Genomic DNA, 18,533 nt, shown 5'->3' on the forward strand with positions numbered 1-18,533 from the left:
ACTAATCATTTGCGACTATCATCGTATTTATCTATAGGTGAGCCATGCGCCCGATCACTCTTCAACGACTCGATGTCTTCCGTGCCGTGTACGAACAGGGCAGCATCAGCGCCGCCGCGCGGGAGCTGAAGCTGACGCAGCCCACGGTCAGCAAGCACCTGAGAGATTTCGAATCCGCCATCGGGATCACGCTCTTTGCGCTCGACAAGGGGCGGTTGCATCCGACCGTGGATGGCGATGCGCTTTTTGTTGAATGCCGCCACATCAAAGACAGCCTGGTCCGCCTTGAGGGTCGGATCGATTCCCTGCGCCACGGGTCCCTGCGCACGCTTGAGGTTCAGGTCATCGCTCCCCTGATGCACGATTGCCTGCCTCGGGCGATCAAGGTGGCCCGCGACGAAGTTCCCGGACTGAAGCTCGCCATCGACGTGGCCAACGCAGAGGAACAATTTCGGGCCATGCGGGCCGGGCGCATCGACCTTGGCCTTGTCGCCGGGCCGCTTCCGCCCCTTGATTTCCACGTAGAGCGGCTTGGAACCGGGCGGCTGTTGCTGTTGATGCCCGAAAACCATCCGCTGACTCAAAACAAAGAGATCACGCGCACGCAGGCCCAGGCCGCCTGTGGCAGTATCCGCCTTAGCACAGCGGGCACCATCGGGGGCCTTGTCATGGAAAATATCGGCTATTCGACGGCCCCGGACGCCGCCGCGATGACGATCCGCAGCCTCAATTTGGCGGCGGGCCTGAGCAGCCACCTGAATTCCGCTGTGGTGGTGGACAATTTCACGGCGGACCTGGCCCGGTTGCGTGGCCTGGCGACCCGTCCGATTGTGCCCGAAATCACCTTTGGCATCTACGCGGTCTCTAACCCGCAAACGGTGCGCAGCAAGGCCAGCGAAGTTCTGTTGCGGGCCATCAAACACAGCCTGTCCAAGGGCTAGGATGCCAAAGTCGGGGCGGATGTCCCCCGACACCGTCATGCCTGTTGCAGGATTTTTTCGACCGTCTGCGCCGTCTGCAAAAGTGTCTCATCCTGGCCATGCGCCCCCGTCAACATCAACCCGATGCCCGACTGACCGGCAATCGGCAACGTTATCGAGCACCCATCGATGACATTCGCGAAACTGGTGTTGCGCAGCGCCAAGGCGTTGAAGTGGTCAAAGGCCGCATCGCTTTGGCAATCCGCGATCTGTGGAGGCAAAATCGCAACGGTCGGCAGGATGACCAGATCATCGCCCAGAACGGCGGCGATCTGGTTCTTGTACCGTTCGCGGGCCAGCACGGTGGCGGCATAGTCTGGGGCGCTGACCTCATCCGCCCGCGCCATGCGCCGCGCGACATGCGGATCAATCCGGTCCGCCTCTGCCCAGTAATCGGGATGACAGGCGCGGCTTTCGACCGCCGCGAATTGCCATGCGGGGATCGCGCGATAGGGGCGCGTATAGCTTTGTACCAGATGCGCAACGGGCCACCCGGCCTTTTCTATGCGGCGCAGGGCGATTTCAAAGGCCGCCGCAACCGCCGGATCAAGCAGATCAAGCCCGAAATCGTCCGGGACCAGCAGCCGCGGTTTACGCCGGACCCTCTCAGGCGCGGGGGCCAAACAGTGAAACGCCGCTGCCACATCGACGGTGGACCGCCCAATCAACCCCACACTGTCGAGCGAAAATGACAAAGGCACCACCCCGCTGCGCGACAACCTAGAGGCCGTGGGCTTCCACCCGACCAGATCACAAAAGGCCGCCGGGATACGCGCCGACCCGCCTGTGTCGCTGACCAGCGCGATATCGGCCAGACCACGTGCGACCGATGCGGCACCGCCGCTCGATGATCCGCCTGCGGTGGCACCTCGGACCAGGGGCGTTTCCGGTGTCCCAAAATGTGGATTCAATCCCAGCCCGGAATAGGCCAGTTCGGTCATATTGGTATGACCGATGAGCGTGGCACCGGCGGCTTTGATATCCGCGACAACAACCGCGTCCTCCTGCGCGGGCGGGATATTCAACCGCCGCGCACTCCCTGCATGGGTGACCTGCCCGACCACGTCGAACAGGGCTTTGACCGACACCATGCACCCGACCAGGGGGCCCTGCGCCGGGGTGTGTCCCGGCGCGAAAAGGCGGGTATAGATCGCCGCGTGATCGCCATTCTGGCAGGCCGCGCGGACCTCTGCTGCGCGGGTTTCGGGATTGATGTCATGCCAGGACGGCAAGGGTTGGGATCGTGTCATGGTGCCAAGAGCCTTAGGAATTCGGGGTTTTCACGAACGGTATCCGGGGCACCGGACAGGGCGATTTTGCCGCGATCCATCACATCGACGCGGTCCGCCAGCTTGAGCGCAAGATCGAGATGCTGTTCGACGATCACAATCGCCATGCGATCCTGTAACTGGCTTAACCGGTCTGCGATTTCCTCGATCACGCCGATCCAAACGCCCTCTGTCGGTTCGTCGAGCATGAGCAAAGCGGGTCGTCCCAAAAGGGCGCGGCAGATCCCCAGCATCTTGCGCTCTCCGCCCGAAAGCGTGCCCGCCGTCTGACGCATCCTGTCCGCCAGCTTTGGAAACAGGGAAATGACCTGATCCAAGTCCCCGGCCGTCTTATGGTTGATCGCACCGGCCAACAGGTTGTCCCGCACGGATAGGTGTCTGAACACCGGCGTGTCCTGCGGAACATAGCCCAGCCCGCGCATCGCCCGTGCCGAAGGCGCAAGAGCATCCACCGATGCCCCCCGAAACGCGATACCGCCCGACATCGGCGCGACCTCACCCATAAGGGTTTGCAAAAACGTGGTTTTTCCTGCCCCATTGCGCCCGATCAGGGCCACGGTTTGACCCGCGGCAACGTTGAAATCAATGCCGAACAACACCTGGCTTCGCCCGTATCCGGCGGACAGGTCGGCGGTTCGCAAAATTGGGGATTCAGTGCCGTTTGAGATAGACATCCTGCACCTTTTGGTTGTTCTGAATTTCGTCGACCGTTCCGGCGGCGATAATCTGCCCCTGTTCGAGCACGGTCATGCGGTCCACGAGGTTTCGGATAAAATCCAGATCATGTTCGACGATCACGATGGCACAGCTGCCCCGCAGCGGACGCAGCAGATCCCCGGTTAATCGTCTTTCTTCGATGCTCATGCCTGCGGTCGGTTCATCCAACAGCAGCAGCTTGGGATCCAGCGCCATGGCCATCGCGATTTCCAACCACTGCTGTTCACCATGCGACAGCTGGCCCGCGCGATCATCGCACCGATCCATCAGACAAAAGTCGCGCAGCGTGGCGGCAATCCGGTCATGGTGGGCGTTGCGGCTGCGCGAGGCGACCAGAGCCCCCACAGGTTCGCGGGATTGGCAGGCCAAAAGCATGTGATCATAGACCGTCAGATCTGGGATGATCGACGTCATCTGGAACTTGATGCTCATCCCGGCCTTGATGCGCGTTCGGACCGGGGCATTGGCGATGTTTTGTCCGGCAAAGACGATCGCCCCGCCTGATGGCAGATGCGCGCCCGCGATACATTTCAGGAATGTGCTTTTGCCCGACCCATTGGGACCGATCAGCCCATGGAACTCTCCTTGCGCGACGCTCAGCGCGGCTTTGTCCAAGGCGACGAACCCGCCATATCGTTTGGTTAGGTCAGAAATCTCTAGCAGCGCCATAATGCCCTACCTCCCACGTCCGGACCGTATGCCGAACCGGCCCGCCCGTTCTGCATCAGACGAGATCAGGCCGATCAAACCCGATGGCTTGATCAGGATCACCGCCAGCAAAATACAGCCCAGCAGGATGGGCCAGGCGGAGGCAAACCGATCCGCAAGCAGATAGCCCGTCACCTCAATCGCCAACACGCCCAACACGGCCCCGATCAAGGTCCCGGTGCCCCCCAACAGGACATAGATCACCGCCTTGGTTGACAGGGCGACGCCCAACAGGACCGGACCGACAAACCCTTCATGAAAGGCATACAATCCGCCGCCAAGCCCGGCGACACCACCGGCGAAGACAAACACCATCAGCTTCATCACCTGAACCGGCGCCCCCAGGAACACGGTCCGCTCCTCGTTCTGTCTGGCGGCGGCCAGAGTCAGGCCGAACTGGGACCGCACCAATGCTCTGGACGTCGCATAGACGACGATGACACAGGCAAAAGCGAGGTAGTAAAACGGCACGCCTTCGGCGATCTCCCAGCCCAAAACGTCCAGATAGGGCAATCCCGCGACACCGTTTTGCCCCCCGGCCCAATACCAGCCCCGAAACAATCGTTCCGCGATAAACGCCCCCGATAGGGTCCCAAGCGCGACAACGATCATCGCCGGACGCTGTTTCGCCAATAGGATCAACGCACCAACAGCCGCCGCCAATCCCATACCGACGAGCACTGTCAAGGGTATGACCGCAAATACCGAGGTCACCTCCAGTTCCCGCGTCATCAGCCCCCCCGCATATCCGGCCGCGCCGAAAAACAGCGCCTGGCCAAAGCTCATGACGCCACCATAGCCCCAGGCCAAATCAAAGCTCAGCGCGAGAAGGCACAGCAGCAGCACACGGGTCAAAAAGACGGTCATGTGATCCGCCAGCACAACCGGCAAGACCGCCAGAGCGCAAAGCGTGACCAGTTCGGCCGCGACCAATCGGTTCACTTGCCAAAACCGTCGGTTGGGAATGGTATCTGTGTCAGTCATGCCAAAGGATCCCAAAAGATGGCGGGGCCAAAGGCCCCCGCCGTGTCATCCACATTCACCGGGGGCCACTGCCCCGTCGCTGCCGGCGCGGATCTGATACGATCCTGCCGTGGCTTCGGCGATATACATCGGCAGGGCGCAATGGCGTGTTCCGGGCACCATGGCCGCCGCGCCGCCAGGGGAGGCTTCGATCCGCGCGGAATCGAGCGCGACCGCAACCGCGTCGCGTTCTGTCGTACCCGCCGACTTGACCGCCTCTGCCCAAAGCATCACCCCGCGATACACGCCCGTTGCCGCGCTGCCCGCGGACATCAACGCGCTGTCGGGGAACGCCGCATCATAGGCGGACTGGATTTCGGCGCTCACCTGATCCGTGTCAGAAACCGCCCGGAAATAATCCAAACAGGTCGCTAGGCCTTCGATCTCTTCTGGCTGATTCAGGCCAAGGGTGTTTTCGTCGTAATAGGCACAGCACAGCCGCCCGCCATTGGTGTTGAACCCGGCCTGGTGCAATTGCTTGAAAAAGGTGCTGACGCCTGGCGGGCTGATGGTGTTGAACACGACATCCGCCTTTTCGGCCATGATCCGCGACACGGTTGCCCCGAATTCGATTTGATCCGGCGTGTGGTATTCTTCGAACACAACTTCGCCGCCATGTTCTTCGATCTTTTTGCGGGCGTATTCGTTCAGCTTTCTGGGCCACAGAAAATTCGCCGCCGGAAGGGCAAAGCGTTTGCCACCGTTCTCGATCAACCAGGGAATAAGCGGATCGCATTGCTGCGCAGGCGTCGGACCCGTGCAATAGACATAGGGCGTGCATTCCCCGCCTTCATAAAGCTGCGGATAAATATACAGGCTTTTGCCGCGTCCAACGATGATGTCTTTCATCGCGTTGCGGGTGGAACTGAGGATGCCGCCGATCACGACGTCGACCTTGTCCTGTTGGATCAGTTTCCGCGCGGCTGCAACAGCGGCGGATTCATCCGATGCCGTATCTTCAATATAAAGCTCTACGGGTCGCCCATCCAGACCCCCCGCCGCATTCAAACGATCCACGGCAAGGCGTGCGACATTGGCATCCGCCACACCGGCGAACCCCAAAAACCCGGTGATATCCGTCGCAATGCCGATCCTAACGGGATCGCCTGCGGCCATCGCCGGGCGGGCGACCCAGCTTCCGACCCCTGTCGCGACCGCGCCGATGGTTGCGGTCAGTTGCGTGATGAAACCACGGCGGGAAATCTCGGTGTTGTTCGTACCGTTCATGTTAGCTTCCTCCTCTGTTGAGAAGCCCCCCGGGCTTCATGCGAATGGTAGTCAGAGCAATGACAACCAATAGAATTTCAGAAAACGCGGGTGACACGATCCAGGGCATGACCGTGGCCAGCGACCCGATGGCGGCGGCCCCGGCCATCGCACCCGCGATCAGGTCCGCCCCCCCCAGCAGCACGGCCAGAAAGCTTTGGATCAGGAACCGCAGCCCAAGATCACCGGACAGGGAATAAACCGGAACGATCAGCGCCCCCGCCAGCCCGGCCAGCGCGGCGCTTAACCCGAAAGTTGCGGTGTAAATCCGGCTGGTCGACATGCCAGAAGCGCGGGCAAGCTGAGGGTTCTCAAGCGCGGCGCGAGCACGCAGGCCAAGATGGGTGCGATTCAAGATCAGGACGCTGGCCAAGGCCATCGCAACCGCGCAACCAATGATCACAAGCCGCCAGGCCGGCATCACCGCCCCCAGGAATTGTACCGTCCCGGTGAGTGGTTCGGGGACAGAGTGATACACGCCGCCGGTGGCCCAACGAATGACCTCGCGCAGGATCAGACCAATCGCATAGGTGCCGAACATCGCCGCCACCGGAATGGTATAGAACCGCCGCACCACCGTCATTTCCAGGGCCGCGCCCATCAGGCCAACCGCAAGCGGCGCGGCCAGGATCGCCAGCACCGGCGACACGTCCAATGTCACCAAAGACCAGTGGACATAGGCCCCGGTGAGGACGAATTCACCATGGGCAAAGTTGAAAATGCCCATCATGTTCACGACAATCGCCAGGCCGACCACGATCAACAGCATGACCGCGCTATAGCTGACGATCTCAAATACAATCTGAGAAACAATCACGACGCACCGCCCATAGCGGTACGGGTCAAACCTATGGAATCGGATATGTGTCCTGGCATGTGGCATCCTTCCCCGGTGGTCCATGCATCAGATGCATTGGAACCAGCTGCTCATTGATCGGGAGAGGATGCGCCGCTATGTCTATTCGGTCAAATTGATGCAAGTGATAAACGGAATTGATTTGATCAATTCACATGGGATTATTCCGCCGCAAACTCCGTCCGCTGGCGTGATCGGACAAAGCTGGCGCTTCGGATTCTTGATCTTAACCAGATACTTCCGGGTTCTTGATCCGCCCGCATCGGCCAGGACATCGAAATCGGATTGGGGCTAAACGGAAGCGGAACGCGGCTTGTCGCCAAGCCAAACAGGGGCGCATAGGCTTCGGCAATCCGGGTCGGAAGCGTGGTTAACATCGGGCTATCCCGCGCAATCATCAAAACCGACAGGAAATTCGGACCCGATGCGACGATGTTCAACTTTGCCTCGATTTCCTCTAGCCCAGGCCGCAAACATCCCCAAAGATCGCCGTTCAACGACACAACCGCATGCGGCGTTTCCACATAGGTCTGCAACCCAATCGGATTGGCACAGCGCAGCAATTCGGGGTTGAAACAACAGGTCACCCCCTCTTCGAACAACAGTTCACCGCGCTGCCATGAATTGGGGCGATTGTAACACCCCACGACCAGGTCCAATTCCCCAGCATCCAATAGATCAGCGGCGTCGCCCGGATCCACGGACCGCGCCGATAGCGACACATTCGGGGCAACCTGGCGCAGTTCGGTCGACAATTCGGGCAGCAACAGAACCTCGATCCCGTTGGTCATTCCGATCCGGAATTGACGGTCGCTGCGCAGCGGATCAAAGGGCTGACCGGCCCGCAACACGTCCTGGGCCTGGGCCAGCACTTTTCGGATCGGGTCATGCAGCTCTAGCGCCCGGTGCGTCGGTTCCATGGTCTGTTTGACCCGCACGAACAATTCGTCATCGAAAAGCGTGCGCAGGGTCGAAAGCGTATGGCTCATCGCGGGTTGCTGAACCTTAAGGCGCCGCGCCGCGAGGGTCACACTCCTCTCCTGCATAAGAGCATCAAAAGCGATCATGAGGTTCAGGTCGAAAGATCGGAGATTAAAGTGGTCGATACCCTGCATCAGTCGCCTCGATTTGATTGAACAACTTCATTTATACTACTCATGGGCAACAAATTCAACAACTCCACAACCTGTGACGTCGTAAACCGTGAGGAGGCAGCCATGCCCTGCAACACCCGCAAGGTCGGCAATTGGACGATTTCCCGAATTGACGAGGTCGCCTTGGCCCTGCCGACGACGGTGCTTTTTCCGGATTGGGACGATGCCATCCTGTCGCCCGAAACTCGGACCTGCATGCAGGCGGGGCTTGCCGCGAATGGCGCTGATCTGGTTGTGCCTGTGCATTCTTGGCTGATCCGCAACGACGCGCTGACCATCCTTGTCGACACGGGGGTCGGCAACGGACGGGCGCGAGCCTTTGACGGGTTCAACAACCTCAACACCGACTACCTGCCCCGCCTTTCCGCAGCCGGGGTAGACCCGGACGACGTCGATTTCGTGCTTTGCACCCATATTCACACGGACCACGTCGGTTGGAACACCACATGGGACGGAAACCAATGGACCCCGACCTTTCCCAATGCCCGCTATGTTTGGGGCCAGGTCGAAGGCGCGGTCGCGCGTCGCCCGTTCTTTCACGAGGGGCCCGCAGCCGGACTTTACGAAGACAGCATTTTGCCAATCATCACCGCCGGACAGGCCGAAGAAATCGCCCCCGGCGCATATGATCCAATCGACGGGCTGACGTTCCATTCGACCCCAGGCCACAGCCCTGGTCACATGTCGATATCGATCAAGACAGACACCGATATGCTGATGTTTGGCGGGGACGTGCTACACAATCAGGCGCAGGTCTTTCACCCTGAATGGAATTCCGTCTTTTGCGAAGACCCCGAAACCGCGCGGCGGTCTCGGCTCTGGGCGCTGGAATTCTGTGCCGACACCAATGCGCTTTTTTTTGGCACACACCTCGGCGGCTCTGCCGTTGGACGTATCAAACGCGTCAACGACCGCTTTACCTGGACCCATGAATAAGGAACCCGACCATGGCCAAAGTTCACCTAGCCCCCTATGTACGCAACGGCGATACCGTCATCACCTCCGGTCAACTTGGCTTTGACGAAAACGGTGTGATTTCGGGTGATATCACCGAACAAACGAACCGCATTCTCAAGCGGATTGAAACGCTTCTTTCTGAACAAGGCATGACCTTGCTGGATGTCGGAAAAACCTCTGTTTGGTTGGTGAATGCGGATGATTTCGCTGCGTTCAACGACGCATATGCGGCGGCATTTGGCGATCACATGCCCGCACGTTCAACGGTGGTCTCTGCGTTGACGGCCCCCGGTGCTTTGATCGAAATCGAGGCGATGGCATGGACATCCCGGTAACACCGCTCGCCGGTCCACTTGATCCGGGGGCGCAACGGCTTGTCGATGCGGCCCTGGCCGCCGCTGCGCCGGGCCTGGAAAAGGGCACGCCGGAAACCGCCCGCACATCATTCCGGGAAAGCAGAAAGGCGCTTGCGCCACTGCGCCAAGAAGTCGCCGTGGTTCATACCATCGACCGCAACGGCCCCCGCCCGGCGCTTCGGATCTATCGTGCCTGGGGCACCCGCGCCGAGGACAGTTTGGCCGCGCTGCTGTTCTTTCATTCAGGTGGCTGGGTGTCGGGCGGCCTTGACACACATGACAACGCCTGCCGGGCCATCGCGAATGCAGCAGGCTGTGCTGTGATCGCGGTGGATTACGCGCTTGCGCCGGAACACCCCTTCCCTGCGGCGACCGAGGACGCGGTGGCGGCCTATTCCTACCTGATCCAAGAGGCGGATGCGATCGGCCTGGACCGCGATCAGATCGCCGTCGGCGGGGACAGCGCGGGGGCCAATATCGCTGCGGTGCTGACTCTTTTGCTACGCGACACCCAGCACCCCGCGCCCTGTGGTCAGGTCCTGCTATATCCTGCGACCACTTTTGTGACGGAAACCCCGTCCCGTCAGGAATTCAGGAACGGCCCGACCTTGAACGGTGCGGCGTTGGATTGGTTCGCGGCACAGTACCTGCCCAATGTTGCCACCCGCGCGGATTGGCGTGCATCGCCACTTTTGGCGAAATCATTGGCCGGGCTGCCCCGCGCCTATGTCGCAACCTGCGGCCACGACCCGCTCAGGGATGAGGGCATCGCCTATGCCGACAAACTAAGGCGCGAAAGCGTCACGGTCGAACACAGGCATTTTCCGGGTCAAATTCACGGCTTCTTGACCATGGGGGGCGTGATGCCGGAAACGACTGTGCTAATCGGGGAAACCGCTGCGGCCCTCAAAAAGATGTTTATGGGGCCTACGCGATAGCAAAGTCGCAATACACCCCATCCTCTACAACCTCCCTGTGGACGACCGACTGGCGGCACCGGTATCGCCGGTGCCGGCCTTTTCCGAAAAAACAATTGAACGGCCCAGTATGTTTGCGAGACGGATCATCCCGTGACCTGCGTATCGGCAGGCATCCCATTCCGGCGATCTCGGGCCGTTCCAAGATTTCTTCTACGCACCTCCGAATGTAACGGCACTGTCAGGTTGCTGACGCCGAAGCGGCAGGGTAGTTCCCCCTCATGCTGAACATCGAAGATTTGTCCCGGATCAAGGGCTTCCGATTTCCACGCAGCGTCATTGGCTACGCCGTTTGGGCGTACCATCGGTTCACGCTGAGCCTGCGCGACGTCGAGGATCTTTTGGCGGAACGCGGCGTCACGGTGTCTTACGAGACGATCCGGGATTGGGTGAACCGCTTTGGCCAGCAGTTTGCCGCCAGGATCCGTCGGGACCGTCCGGCGCCGGCCGACAAATGGTATCTCGACGAGGTTGTGCTCCGGATCAAGGGACGGAGCCACTGGCTTTGGCGGGCAGTCGATGCCAATGGGGATGTACTCGACATCCTGGTCCAGTCGCGGCGCAACAAGGCCGCTGCCCTGCGTTTCCTGCGCAAACTCATGAAACGTTGGGGTAAGCCCCGAGTTCTCGTGACGGCCAAGTTGTGATCCTACGGCGCGGCCAAAGCGGAGATCGCACCCGGCATCGAGCACCGCCAGCACAAGGGATTGAACAATCGAAGCGAGGCGTCCCACAGACATACCCGAAGACGCGAGAAAGTGATGGGCCGGTTCAAATCCCCGCGCCAGGCGCAGACGTTCCTGTCCGTGCATGATCAGGCCACCATTCTGTTTCGTCCGAAGCGCCACCGTCTGTTCGCGAAATCCTATCGGCACGCCAGATCTGATGCGTTCGGCTTGTGGGTCGGCTACGCAGCCGAGTTGGCCGCTTGATTTCGGAATTCACCAACCAACTCAGCCACACACCAGCAACTTGACAAAGCCATGCGCAGATCATGGCTCATTTTCCCCAGCGAAGCACCAGCGGATCAAGAGGTTTCAGAAGGTCGATCAAACGCGTTCGGATCGCGGGATGCAAAGGTACAATCGGCTGGCGGCAAAAGTCCGAGGCGATCACCCCGCCCTCTACCATGGCCGCTTTGCACGCCTGCCAACCGCACTGCCGGTTTTCATGGTTGATGACCATGGCCACGCGACCATAGGCGGCTGTTGCCTCGTCGAAGCGGCCAGCATGATAATGGGTTATGACGGGTTTGATCTGATCCACGATCATGCCGCTGGTCATGGACCCCGTTGCACCGGCATCAAGATCCGCCAGAAGCGTGATTGCTTCTTCGCCGTCGAACGGGGCTTCGATTGCGTCCCCGCCTTCGGCAACAAGCGACCGGAGCTTGTCCGCCGCACGCGGGCATTCAATCTTGAAGAGCTTGACCATCTCGATCTCATTGGCCATGCGCACCAGAAGCGGCACAGACAAATCGACACCGGACATCGGCGCATCCTGTACCATGATCGGAATGCCAACCTCCCCCACTGCTGCGAACTGCGCAAAGGTCTGCTCTGGCGTGCCCTTGAGGGTCGCACCGTGATAGGGCGGCATCATCATGACACTGGCCGCCCCCAGGCTCTTGGCGAGCCGCGCGCGTTCGACCGCGATTTGCGTCGCGTAATGGCTGATCGTCACGATCACCGGCACCCGGCCCGCCACATGCTCGATCGACAACCGCGTCAGGATCTCTCGCTCTGCATCCGACAGCAGAAATTGTTCGGAAAAATTGGCAAGGATGCAAATTCCATCCGCGCCCTGATCGATCAGACAATCAAGCACACGCTTCATCGCCTCAAGATCAATTGCCCCGTCGGTACGAAACGGCGTCGGAGCAACCGGCCAGATGCCGGAATTATTTTGATGAGTCATTATGGAAATCCTTGGCTTACAGCGTTTCAAGTTTCGCAAAGAACCCGCCATGCGAATGCGTCCGTTCGATGATCTGGCTCTGATCGAAGTCCGGCACCGAAGCCGGAGCATCTTCGCGGTAATGGCTGCCACGGCTTTCCCGTCGGGCCAATGCCGCCCGCGCCATCATGCGCGCTGTTTCGATCAAGTTGTCTGTTTCAATCAGGTGCACAAAGGCCTCTGCCGTGTCGGCGGCGGCATTGGTTTTCAGCCGATGTTGAAGTGCGTCGAGGTCTGACAAAAATTGCGTCAAGCCGACCTCGTTGCGCAGGATCAGCAAATGTCGGTTGGCAGCATCCTGAAGCTCCGCGCGAAGACCGGGTCCGGTGTCGCCGCCCTGTCGCGCGAAACTGGCAAGAAACGCCAAATGCGCCTCGGCCATATTGCCAAGATCCTCATGCGGCATCGCCTTGGCCCGCGCTGCGGCGGCCGCGCCACCGCGAGCCCCAAACACCTGACAGGTCATCGCCATATTCCCGCCAAGCCGGTCGGCGCCATGCGGCCCGGCCGCGGTTTCACCAGATGCAAACAGCCCCTTCAGCGAGCTTTCCGCATTCCCGTCGATGCGCAGGCCCCCGTTTATCGCATGCGCAGAACAGGTTATCTGCACAGGATCGGTATATAGATCGATGCCTTTCTCTTTGTACCACGCATGGGTGAGCGGCCACATTCGCGCAAAGGAACGCGATTTGTCCGCCAGCAACCTATCAAAGTCGCATCCCTTGAAATCAAGATAGACGCCCCCCTTTTCCGTGCCGCGACCATCATTGATGGCGCTCTGGATCGAAATTTCGATGTAACGGGAAATGTCGGATGAACTGAAAGGAAAGTGCCGCTCCTTTTCTTGAATGACCTCAGCGGAAGTAAGATCCGAGGGCAAATAATCCGGCATGAAGGGCCTGCCATCGCGGTCTGTCAGGTTCGGCGATGCGTCCCACAGATAATTGCCGAACAGGTTGATGAAGGGATCAATGATGCTGACCCCGGCCTGCATGAACTCCATGTTGGCCAGTTGCGCACCGGCGCGATAGGCCATCGCATATCCGTCGCCGGTGATATCCGATGGATAGAGGTTCTTGGCAAACAGCTGGCTGGCGCCGCCAGTGGTCAGGATCACGGATTTCGCGCGGATCACGACCGGGTTTCCATCTCTATCCATGGCAAGGGCGCCGTGACATGTGCCGTCGCGTTCCAGCAAACCGACCACCATCATCCGATCGCGGACCTTGATCCCCCGGCGAGAGGCCTCTTGACCCAGGGCCTTGATGATCGGTTTGAAGTGATCTTTCAGAACATGCGACCGGGGTTTGGACGAAAAACAAGCCCGAAACGCAAGATAATCACTGCCCTCCCGCTCGAAATGGACGCCTTTGTCTTCCAGATACTGCAAAGAGCGTTCGGCTTCGGTCACCAGGATATCCACCAGCCTCGGATCGGCCATGCCCTGGGCCGCTGTCAGGATATCCCTGGCGAAAACCTCTGGGCTGTCGCTTGGATCTCCGGCGCCATCGGGGACGTTATAGGCGCCCACCTCTGCCACGCTGTAAAAGGTGGCCCCGCTTTTGCGAAACTCGTTTTTGACGACGACGGTCACATCCGCCCCGCCGTCACTGGCGGCAAGAATGGCGCGCAATGCGGCACCGCCGCTTCCTACAACCAGAACATCTGTGGTGATCGTTTCGAAATCCGTCATGGGGCCCTCCTCAGGTAAAATGCTGCGGCGCGATCTTTGTCAGCCTGTCGGATATGGTGATCGGAAAGGGGATCTGACGCCGCACCTGCTGTTCAAGGTCAACGCCCGGCGCAATTTCAATAAGTTCAAGACCTTGCGCGCTGAGCTGGAACACGGCACGTTCCGTGACATACAGCACCTGTTGCCCCCGTTGCAGGGCAAGTTCGGCGCTGAATGTGATCTGCTCGACCTCGGGAACGAATTTGGAATGTCGCCCTTCGGTGAGGATTTTCAGGTCGCCATCCGCAACCATGACATCAAGACCGCCGGCCGAAAACGACCCACAGAATACAATGCGGGGCGTGCGGCTGATGATGTCGATGAATCCCCCGCAGCCCGGAACGATGCCGTTGAACTTCGACACGTTCACATTGCCTGCGCTGTCGATCTGGCCACAGCCCAGAAACGTGATGTCCAGGCCCCCGCCCTGAAAACAGTCAAAAACACTCGTGCTGTCGATGATGGCGTCGGGGTTGATGTTGGTGCCGAAAATCGCGCGATCCCCGGGAATGCCCCCCACCGACCCATGTTCGGGAAAATAGGTCGCGTGCGGGGCTGCAGCGCGTTCATGCAGGATCTTCGGCACCTCGATCGGCATGCCGACCCCCAGATTGACGGTCTCGCCATCTTTGACCTCGGCGCTGGCGCGGCTTGCCACGATACGCGCAATACCCGGCGGGACGGCCCCGACGGATTTCGCCGGCAGCCTTGTCTCCCCGGTCAGCGCCGGGTTCAGTGCCTCGCCGCCGGAAAACGGTTGATCCGGCACCACCACAACCGCGTCAACAAAGATGCCGGGAATCTCGACCATCCGCGGATGGAGCGACCCCGACTGCGTCATGCGCCGCACCTGAACGATAACTTTCCCACCCGAGGCCTTGGCCGCTTGCGCCATGATCCGCGCACCCAGCGAAACCGGCTCATCCTCAAAACTGATATTGCCGTTCTCGTCCGCGGTCGTGCCGCGCAAAAAGGCGACATCGATTGGAACAACATCATACGCTAGGTGTGTTTCGCCCTCGATATCCACATGGCGCGACAGAGACTGGATCGCGGCCGCATTCATGCAGCCACCTTCGACCGCAGGATCGACAAAGGTTGACAGCCCGATCCGGGTCAGAGTCCGCCGGCGCCCGGCGGCGCAATCGCGCAGCATCTGAAAGATCGTGCCCATTGGCATGACATGCGCTTCGAATGCATCTTCCTTGAGCAGCGCAGTGTATTTTGAGGATTTCAGATAACTGTACCCGCTGCCGATGGCGCGTTTCACCATGCCGCGATGCGCCAGGTTTTCCAAACCGCGCCCCTCGCCCATGCCGACGATGATCGGGTGCAATTCCGTCAGCGCAACAGGGGCGCCGCTGCGGACAAATCTCTGCCCAAGGGCGGAAAGCAACGCGTCGGGCGTCAGCACATTCTCGCAGCCGCATATCGCCAGGGTCGCGCCATCCTGCACCAGCTCGGCGGCATCCTGGGCCGAAATGATCTTTACGGGTTTCATGCCAGTTTCCTCATTTCAGTCCAAAATCCTTCTCGATTTCCGCCGCCGTCTGATGCAGCTTTTCCGCCAGCTTCGGGATAAGCGCCTCAGGCATGCGTATCGTGGGCATTGCGATGTTGATGCCATGGGTGATCGACCCAGTCGCAAAGCGCAGCGGCACCGCGACCGAGGAAACGCCCTCCTCAAATTCGCCGATATTGGTGGCGAATCCGCTTTCCCGTACCCTGTCCCGCTCTGCCAACAGCGACTCTGCATCGCAGAGCGTGAAGGCCGTGAATTGCGTGTGGTCCCGGGTCAGGAACTCTGCAAACTCCTGATCCGACAGCTGCGCCAGAAAGATCTTTCCCATCGACGTGCAGTGCAGCGGTGAATGCGCGCCAATCAGGCTGTTCAGGTTCAGCAGCCGATTGGCGCGTTCGCTGGCGGCGCGGTACAGATAGATCGTGTTGTATCCGTCGCGCTGCCCCAGATGCGCCACCTCTCCGATTTCATCGGACAGCCGTTGCAGATGCGGGGCACAGATCTGCACCACGTTCAATTGGTTGGACCCGTTCATCGCCAGCCGCATCAGGGCCGGGCCAAGTAGGTATTTCTCGCTGCTCTCATCCTGACGGACGAAGCCTACGGTTTCCAGCGTCTTGAGCAGATCGAACACGGTGCCCTTGCTGATTTCCAATTCGGCGGCAATCGCGCTCGGGCCTTTTGCCCCCGCGCCAATAGCTTTGAGGACGGCCGCGGCACGCAGGACGGAACGGACGGGTTTTCGGGGTTGGGTCATCTGGGTTTCCTCTGTTGTCGCCGTCTACGGTCCATTCCGGCCTGCCAGCACCTTCACGGTGGTGTCGCCAAGCGCACAAAGGATCGCATCCTGATTTCGTATCTCGGTCCGCATGAGAACCTTGCGCCGTTCCGTGATCAATTCGCTGACCTCGACGGACACTTCGATGGTGTCGCCGATAAAGACCGGCGCAATCATCTTCAGCCGGAATTCCTGCGCCGCATAGCCCGGCGGCGTCAGCCGGTCGCCAATCAGCTCGACCGTTGCGCGCGACACGAAACCCGGCAGCAGCGCACCATGCGCCACACGTCGGCCCAGGTGCTCTCGGGCATAAATTTCGTCGGTGTGATTGGGATGAAAATCCCCCACGATCCCGGCATAAAGATAGACATCGGTTTCGCTGACCGTCTTTCGGATGGCGTGGCGCTCTCCGACACGCACCTGTTTCATGGCCTCACTGGCAATCATGGGACTCGCTTTCAAGAAAAGGTTTCAGGCAGGAACAAGACGATGCCCGGGACAAAGATGATGGCGAGAATCAGCACCGCGAACGCGACCACAAAGATCATGGTTTCGCGCACGATGACCGGCGTCGGCACCCCCGCGATCTTGCCTGCGATCAGGATGCATAGACCAAAAGGTGGCGTGACAAGACCAAGCGCCGCGGTCATCACGATCACCATCGCCATATGCAACGGGTCGATCCCGGTCACCACCGCAACCTTCTGGGCCACGGGCAAGAAGATGATCATCGCCGGCACGCCATCGATGAAGCACCCCATCACCAGAAAGATTGCCACGATAAAGATCAGGCCGCCCTGTGCGCCAATGTCGTATCCCTGGATCAGGTCGCCGACCATGTTCGGCACCTTCAGGAACGCAATCATCCAGCCGAATGCCACGGCCGCAGCGATGGCAAAGCTCGGGAGCGCCACCATCAACACCGCTTCGCGGGTGATCCGGGGCAGTTCCCTTAGCGATATGCTGCGCAGGATCACAATCAACACGACCGCATAGGCCACGGCAACAACGCCCGCTTCGGTCGGGGTGAAAATCGCCCCCAGAATGCCACCGATAATGATGATCGGCACCCCCATGGGCAACACCGCACGCCGTGCGGCCTGGATGAAACGGCGACGATCCGGCCGCTGTTCGCGGGGCATGTCGTCGCGCACCGCCCGGTGGTAGGCAATTGCCATCTGCGACAACCCCACCAACAGACCCGGCACGATCCCCGCCAGAAACAACCGCGTTATCGACAGATTCGCCAAAGACCCATAGACGACCATCAAGACGCTGGGCGGGATGATCGCCCCCATGGTCGAAGACGCCGCAGTGATCGCAGCGGAAAACCCCGGCGAATAGCCTTTCCTGACCATGGCAGGAATGACCATGGACCCGACGCCCGCCGTATCGGCGGAGGCCGTGCCAGACACGGAGGCGAACATCATGGACACGAGCACGTTCACCTGGGCCAGCCCGCCGCGAATATGCCCAACCATCGCTTGCGCCAGGTCAAAGAACCGTTCCGCGATATTGCCCTGGTTCATCAGAAAACCGGCCAGAATGAAGAACGGTATCGCCAACAAGGGAAAGTAATCCAGCGCCGCATAAAGCCGCTCGACCACCAGGACGGGGGGCAGCCCCGCCACCATCATCGCCAGAAAGGTCGAGGCCGCGAGGCAGAGAGCCAAAGGCACCCGCAGGATCAACAGCACAAGGAAGCTGCCGAACAGCAGCGTGATTTCAGGCGCATTCGACATTTGACTGCTCCTTGTTGGTAAAAAGTTCAAGAAGCTCGACACAGCCGTAAAACAGGAATAGCGCCCCCGACAGTGGCATGATCATCATCGTATAGCCCTGCGGCATCCCGAGACTGAAACTGAAGCGGCGCATTCCCGCTTCGGCAAAGCCAATGCCAGCGACCAGCAACACGGCCCCGAAGCCTGCAAAAATCCCGGCCGTCAGCACCCGCAACCAGAACTCAAAACGGCTGCCGGTAGTGGCCCAGCGGCCAATCAGATCGACACTGAAATGATCGCCGCGTCGGGCCGCCGCCGTGCTGCCCAGAAACGCAATCCAGACAAAGCACATGGTGGCAAATTCCGCTGACCAGATCAGCGTGCTGCCGAACAGATTGCGGGCGACCAGCTCGGCCAGCAGCGTAACGCTCATCAACACGGCCAACAGCGCACAGAAATTCAGTGTCATTATTTCGAGTAGGCGCGCAACCCGCCCCAGGCGTTCAACTTGATGCGACATCGCCGCCTACTCCCTTGTTCC

General features: G+C 60.0%; 18 protein-coding genes and 1 pseudogene. 5 read left to right on the forward strand and 14 right to left on the reverse strand.

What is annotated here, in order from left to right; translation table 11 throughout:
* The first annotated feature begins 44 nt into the window (after positions 1-44).
* Positions 45-941 (forward strand): LysR family transcriptional regulator, encoded by an 897-nt coding sequence (locus Q4577_RS21260; protein ID WP_303472941.1) that lies wholly within the window; start codon positions 45-47, stop codon positions 939-941.
* 35 nt (positions 942-976) lie between these two features.
* Here Q4577_RS21260 and Q4577_RS21265 read toward each other — a convergent pair whose 3' ends face one another.
* From Q4577_RS21265 to Q4577_RS21295, 7 genes are all read right to left on the reverse strand, one after another.
* A complete protein-coding gene (locus Q4577_RS21265) occupies positions 977-2,230 on the reverse strand; it encodes an amidase family protein (RefSeq protein ID WP_303472939.1) in 1,254 nt (417 codons plus the stop codon).
* On the reverse strand, positions 2,227-2,943 hold the full coding sequence (locus Q4577_RS21270) for an ABC transporter ATP-binding protein (protein ID WP_303472937.1): 717 nt from the start codon (positions 2,941-2,943) through the stop codon (positions 2,227-2,229). The genes Q4577_RS21265 and Q4577_RS21270 overlap by 4 nt, the downstream gene beginning before the upstream one ends.
* Positions 2,921-3,655, reverse strand: coding sequence for an ABC transporter ATP-binding protein (locus Q4577_RS21275; protein ID WP_303472935.1), 735 nt, complete (start codon positions 3,653-3,655; stop codon positions 2,921-2,923). Before Q4577_RS21275 ends, Q4577_RS21270 begins: the two co-directional genes overlap by 23 nt.
* 6 nt (positions 3,656-3,661) lie before the next feature.
* A complete protein-coding gene (locus Q4577_RS21280) occupies positions 3,662-4,678 on the reverse strand; it encodes a branched-chain amino acid ABC transporter permease (RefSeq protein WP_303472933.1) in 1,017 nt (338 codons plus the stop codon).
* Between the two features lie 45 nt (positions 4,679-4,723).
* Positions 4,724-5,944 carry a substrate-binding protein gene (locus Q4577_RS21285; RefSeq protein ID WP_303472931.1) on the reverse strand — a complete coding sequence of 407 codons (1,221 nt, stop codon included), beginning with the start codon at positions 5,942-5,944 and terminating at the stop codon, positions 4,724-4,726.
* A 1-nt stretch (position 5,945) separates the two neighbouring features.
* Positions 5,946-6,800 (reverse strand): branched-chain amino acid ABC transporter permease, encoded by an 855-nt coding sequence (locus tag Q4577_RS21290; protein WP_303472929.1) that lies wholly within the window; start codon positions 6,798-6,800, stop codon positions 5,946-5,948.
* Between the two features lie 200 nt (positions 6,801-7,000).
* Positions 7,001-7,954 (reverse strand): LysR family transcriptional regulator, encoded by a 954-nt coding sequence (locus Q4577_RS21295; protein ID WP_368397948.1) that lies wholly within the window; start codon positions 7,952-7,954, stop codon positions 7,001-7,003.
* Between the two features lie 102 nt (positions 7,955-8,056).
* Between Q4577_RS21295 and Q4577_RS21300 the strand changes: the two genes are divergently transcribed.
* From Q4577_RS21300 to Q4577_RS21315, 4 genes and pseudogenes are all read left to right on the forward strand, one after another.
* On the forward strand, positions 8,057-8,929 hold the full coding sequence (locus Q4577_RS21300; protein ID WP_303472927.1) for an MBL fold metallo-hydrolase: 873 nt from the start codon (positions 8,057-8,059) through the stop codon (positions 8,927-8,929).
* An 11-nt stretch (positions 8,930-8,940) separates the two neighbouring features.
* A complete protein-coding gene (locus Q4577_RS21305; RefSeq protein ID WP_303472925.1) occupies positions 8,941-9,285 on the forward strand; it encodes a RidA family protein in 345 nt (114 codons plus the stop codon).
* Complete coding sequence (locus Q4577_RS21310; RefSeq protein WP_303472923.1) at positions 9,270-10,244, forward strand: alpha/beta hydrolase; 975 nt, start codon at positions 9,270-9,272, stop codon at positions 10,242-10,244. The genes Q4577_RS21305 and Q4577_RS21310 overlap by 16 nt, the downstream gene beginning before the upstream one ends.
* A gap of 260 nt (positions 10,245-10,504) precedes the next feature.
* Positions 10,505-11,215: pseudogene (locus tag Q4577_RS21315) on the forward strand (IS6 family transposase).
* A 67-nt stretch (positions 11,216-11,282) separates the two neighbouring features.
* Here Q4577_RS21315 and Q4577_RS21320 read toward each other — a convergent pair.
* Genes Q4577_RS21320 through Q4577_RS21350 form a run of 7 tightly spaced genes read right to left on the reverse strand, consistent with a single transcriptional unit; the run spans position 11,283 to position 18,512 of the window.
* Positions 11,283-12,200, reverse strand: coding sequence for a dihydrodipicolinate synthase family protein (locus Q4577_RS21320; RefSeq protein ID WP_303473020.1), 918 nt, complete (start codon positions 12,198-12,200; stop codon positions 11,283-11,285).
* A gap of 16 nt (positions 12,201-12,216) precedes the next feature.
* Entirely contained in the window at positions 12,217-13,932 is a 1,716-nt protein-coding gene (locus Q4577_RS21325) for an FAD-binding protein (RefSeq protein ID WP_303473018.1), read from the reverse strand.
* A 10-nt stretch (positions 13,933-13,942) separates the two neighbouring features.
* On the reverse strand, positions 13,943-15,472 hold the full coding sequence (locus Q4577_RS21330; protein ID WP_303473017.1) for a CoA-transferase: 1,530 nt from the start codon (positions 15,470-15,472) through the stop codon (positions 13,943-13,945).
* A gap of 10 nt (positions 15,473-15,482) precedes the next feature.
* On the reverse strand, positions 15,483-16,250 hold the full coding sequence (locus Q4577_RS21335) for an IclR family transcriptional regulator (RefSeq protein WP_303473015.1): 768 nt from the start codon (positions 16,248-16,250) through the stop codon (positions 15,483-15,485).
* A gap of 24 nt (positions 16,251-16,274) precedes the next feature.
* Positions 16,275-16,718, reverse strand: coding sequence for a MaoC family dehydratase (locus Q4577_RS21340; protein ID WP_303473014.1), 444 nt, complete (start codon positions 16,716-16,718; stop codon positions 16,275-16,277).
* Between the two features lie 11 nt (positions 16,719-16,729).
* Positions 16,730-18,013 (reverse strand): TRAP transporter large permease, encoded by a 1,284-nt coding sequence (locus Q4577_RS21345; RefSeq protein WP_303473012.1) that lies wholly within the window; start codon positions 18,011-18,013, stop codon positions 16,730-16,732.
* Complete coding sequence (locus tag Q4577_RS21350; RefSeq protein WP_303473009.1) at positions 17,997-18,512, reverse strand: TRAP transporter small permease; 516 nt, start codon at positions 18,510-18,512, stop codon at positions 17,997-17,999. The genes Q4577_RS21345 and Q4577_RS21350 overlap by 17 nt, the downstream gene beginning before the upstream one ends.
* Positions 18,513-18,533 lie beyond the last annotated feature (21 nt).

Origin of the sequence: Marinovum sp. 2_MG-2023, from assembly GCF_030548265.1 — a bacterium.
GTDB lineage: Bacteria > Pseudomonadota > Alphaproteobacteria > Rhodobacterales > Rhodobacteraceae > Marinovum.

Excerpts from the sequence above, each read along its gene's own strand:
- Q4577_RS21260 (WP_303472941.1), top strand. The coding sequence starts at position 45 with ATGCGCCCGATCACTCTTCAACGACTCGATGTCTTCCGTGCCGTGTAC.
- Q4577_RS21265 (WP_303472939.1), bottom strand. The coding sequence starts at position 2,230 with ATGACACGATCCCAACCCTTGCCGTCCTGGCATGACATCAATCCCGAA.
- Q4577_RS21270 (WP_303472937.1), bottom strand. The coding sequence starts at position 2,943 with ATGTCTATCTCAAACGGCACTGAATCCCCAATTTTGCGAACCGCCGAC.
- Q4577_RS21275 (WP_303472935.1), bottom strand. The coding sequence starts at position 3,655 with ATGGCGCTGCTAGAGATTTCTGACCTAACCAAACGATATGGCGGGTTC.
- Q4577_RS21280 (WP_303472933.1), bottom strand. The coding sequence starts at position 4,678 with ATGACTGACACAGATACCATTCCCAACCGACGGTTTTGGCAAGTGAAC.
- Q4577_RS21285 (WP_303472931.1), bottom strand. The coding sequence starts at position 5,944 with ATGAACGGTACGAACAACACCGAGATTTCCCGCCGTGGTTTCATCACG.
- Q4577_RS21295 (WP_368397948.1), bottom strand. The coding sequence starts at position 7,954 with ATGCAGGGTATCGACCACTTTAATCTCCGATCTTTCGACCTGAACCTC.
- Q4577_RS21300 (WP_303472927.1), top strand. The coding sequence starts at position 8,057 with ATGCCCTGCAACACCCGCAAGGTCGGCAATTGGACGATTTCCCGAATT.
- Q4577_RS21305 (WP_303472925.1), top strand. The coding sequence starts at position 8,941 with ATGGCCAAAGTTCACCTAGCCCCCTATGTACGCAACGGCGATACCGTC.
- Q4577_RS21310 (WP_303472923.1), top strand. The coding sequence starts at position 9,270 with ATGGACATCCCGGTAACACCGCTCGCCGGTCCACTTGATCCGGGGGCG.
- Q4577_RS21320 (WP_303473020.1), bottom strand. The coding sequence starts at position 12,200 with ATGACTCATCAAAATAATTCCGGCATCTGGCCGGTTGCTCCGACGCCG.
- Q4577_RS21325 (WP_303473018.1), bottom strand. The coding sequence starts at position 13,932 with ATGACGGATTTCGAAACGATCACCACAGATGTTCTGGTTGTAGGAAGC.
- Q4577_RS21330 (WP_303473017.1), bottom strand. The coding sequence starts at position 15,472 with ATGAAACCCGTAAAGATCATTTCGGCCCAGGATGCCGCCGAGCTGGTG.
- Q4577_RS21335 (WP_303473015.1), bottom strand. The coding sequence starts at position 16,250 with ATGACCCAACCCCGAAAACCCGTCCGTTCCGTCCTGCGTGCCGCGGCC.
- Q4577_RS21340 (WP_303473014.1), bottom strand. The coding sequence starts at position 16,718 with ATGATTGCCAGTGAGGCCATGAAACAGGTGCGTGTCGGAGAGCGCCAC.
- Q4577_RS21345 (WP_303473012.1), bottom strand. The coding sequence starts at position 18,013 with ATGTCGAATGCGCCTGAAATCACGCTGCTGTTCGGCAGCTTCCTTGTG.
- Q4577_RS21350 (WP_303473009.1), bottom strand. The coding sequence starts at position 18,512 with ATGTCGCATCAAGTTGAACGCCTGGGGCGGGTTGCGCGCCTACTCGAA.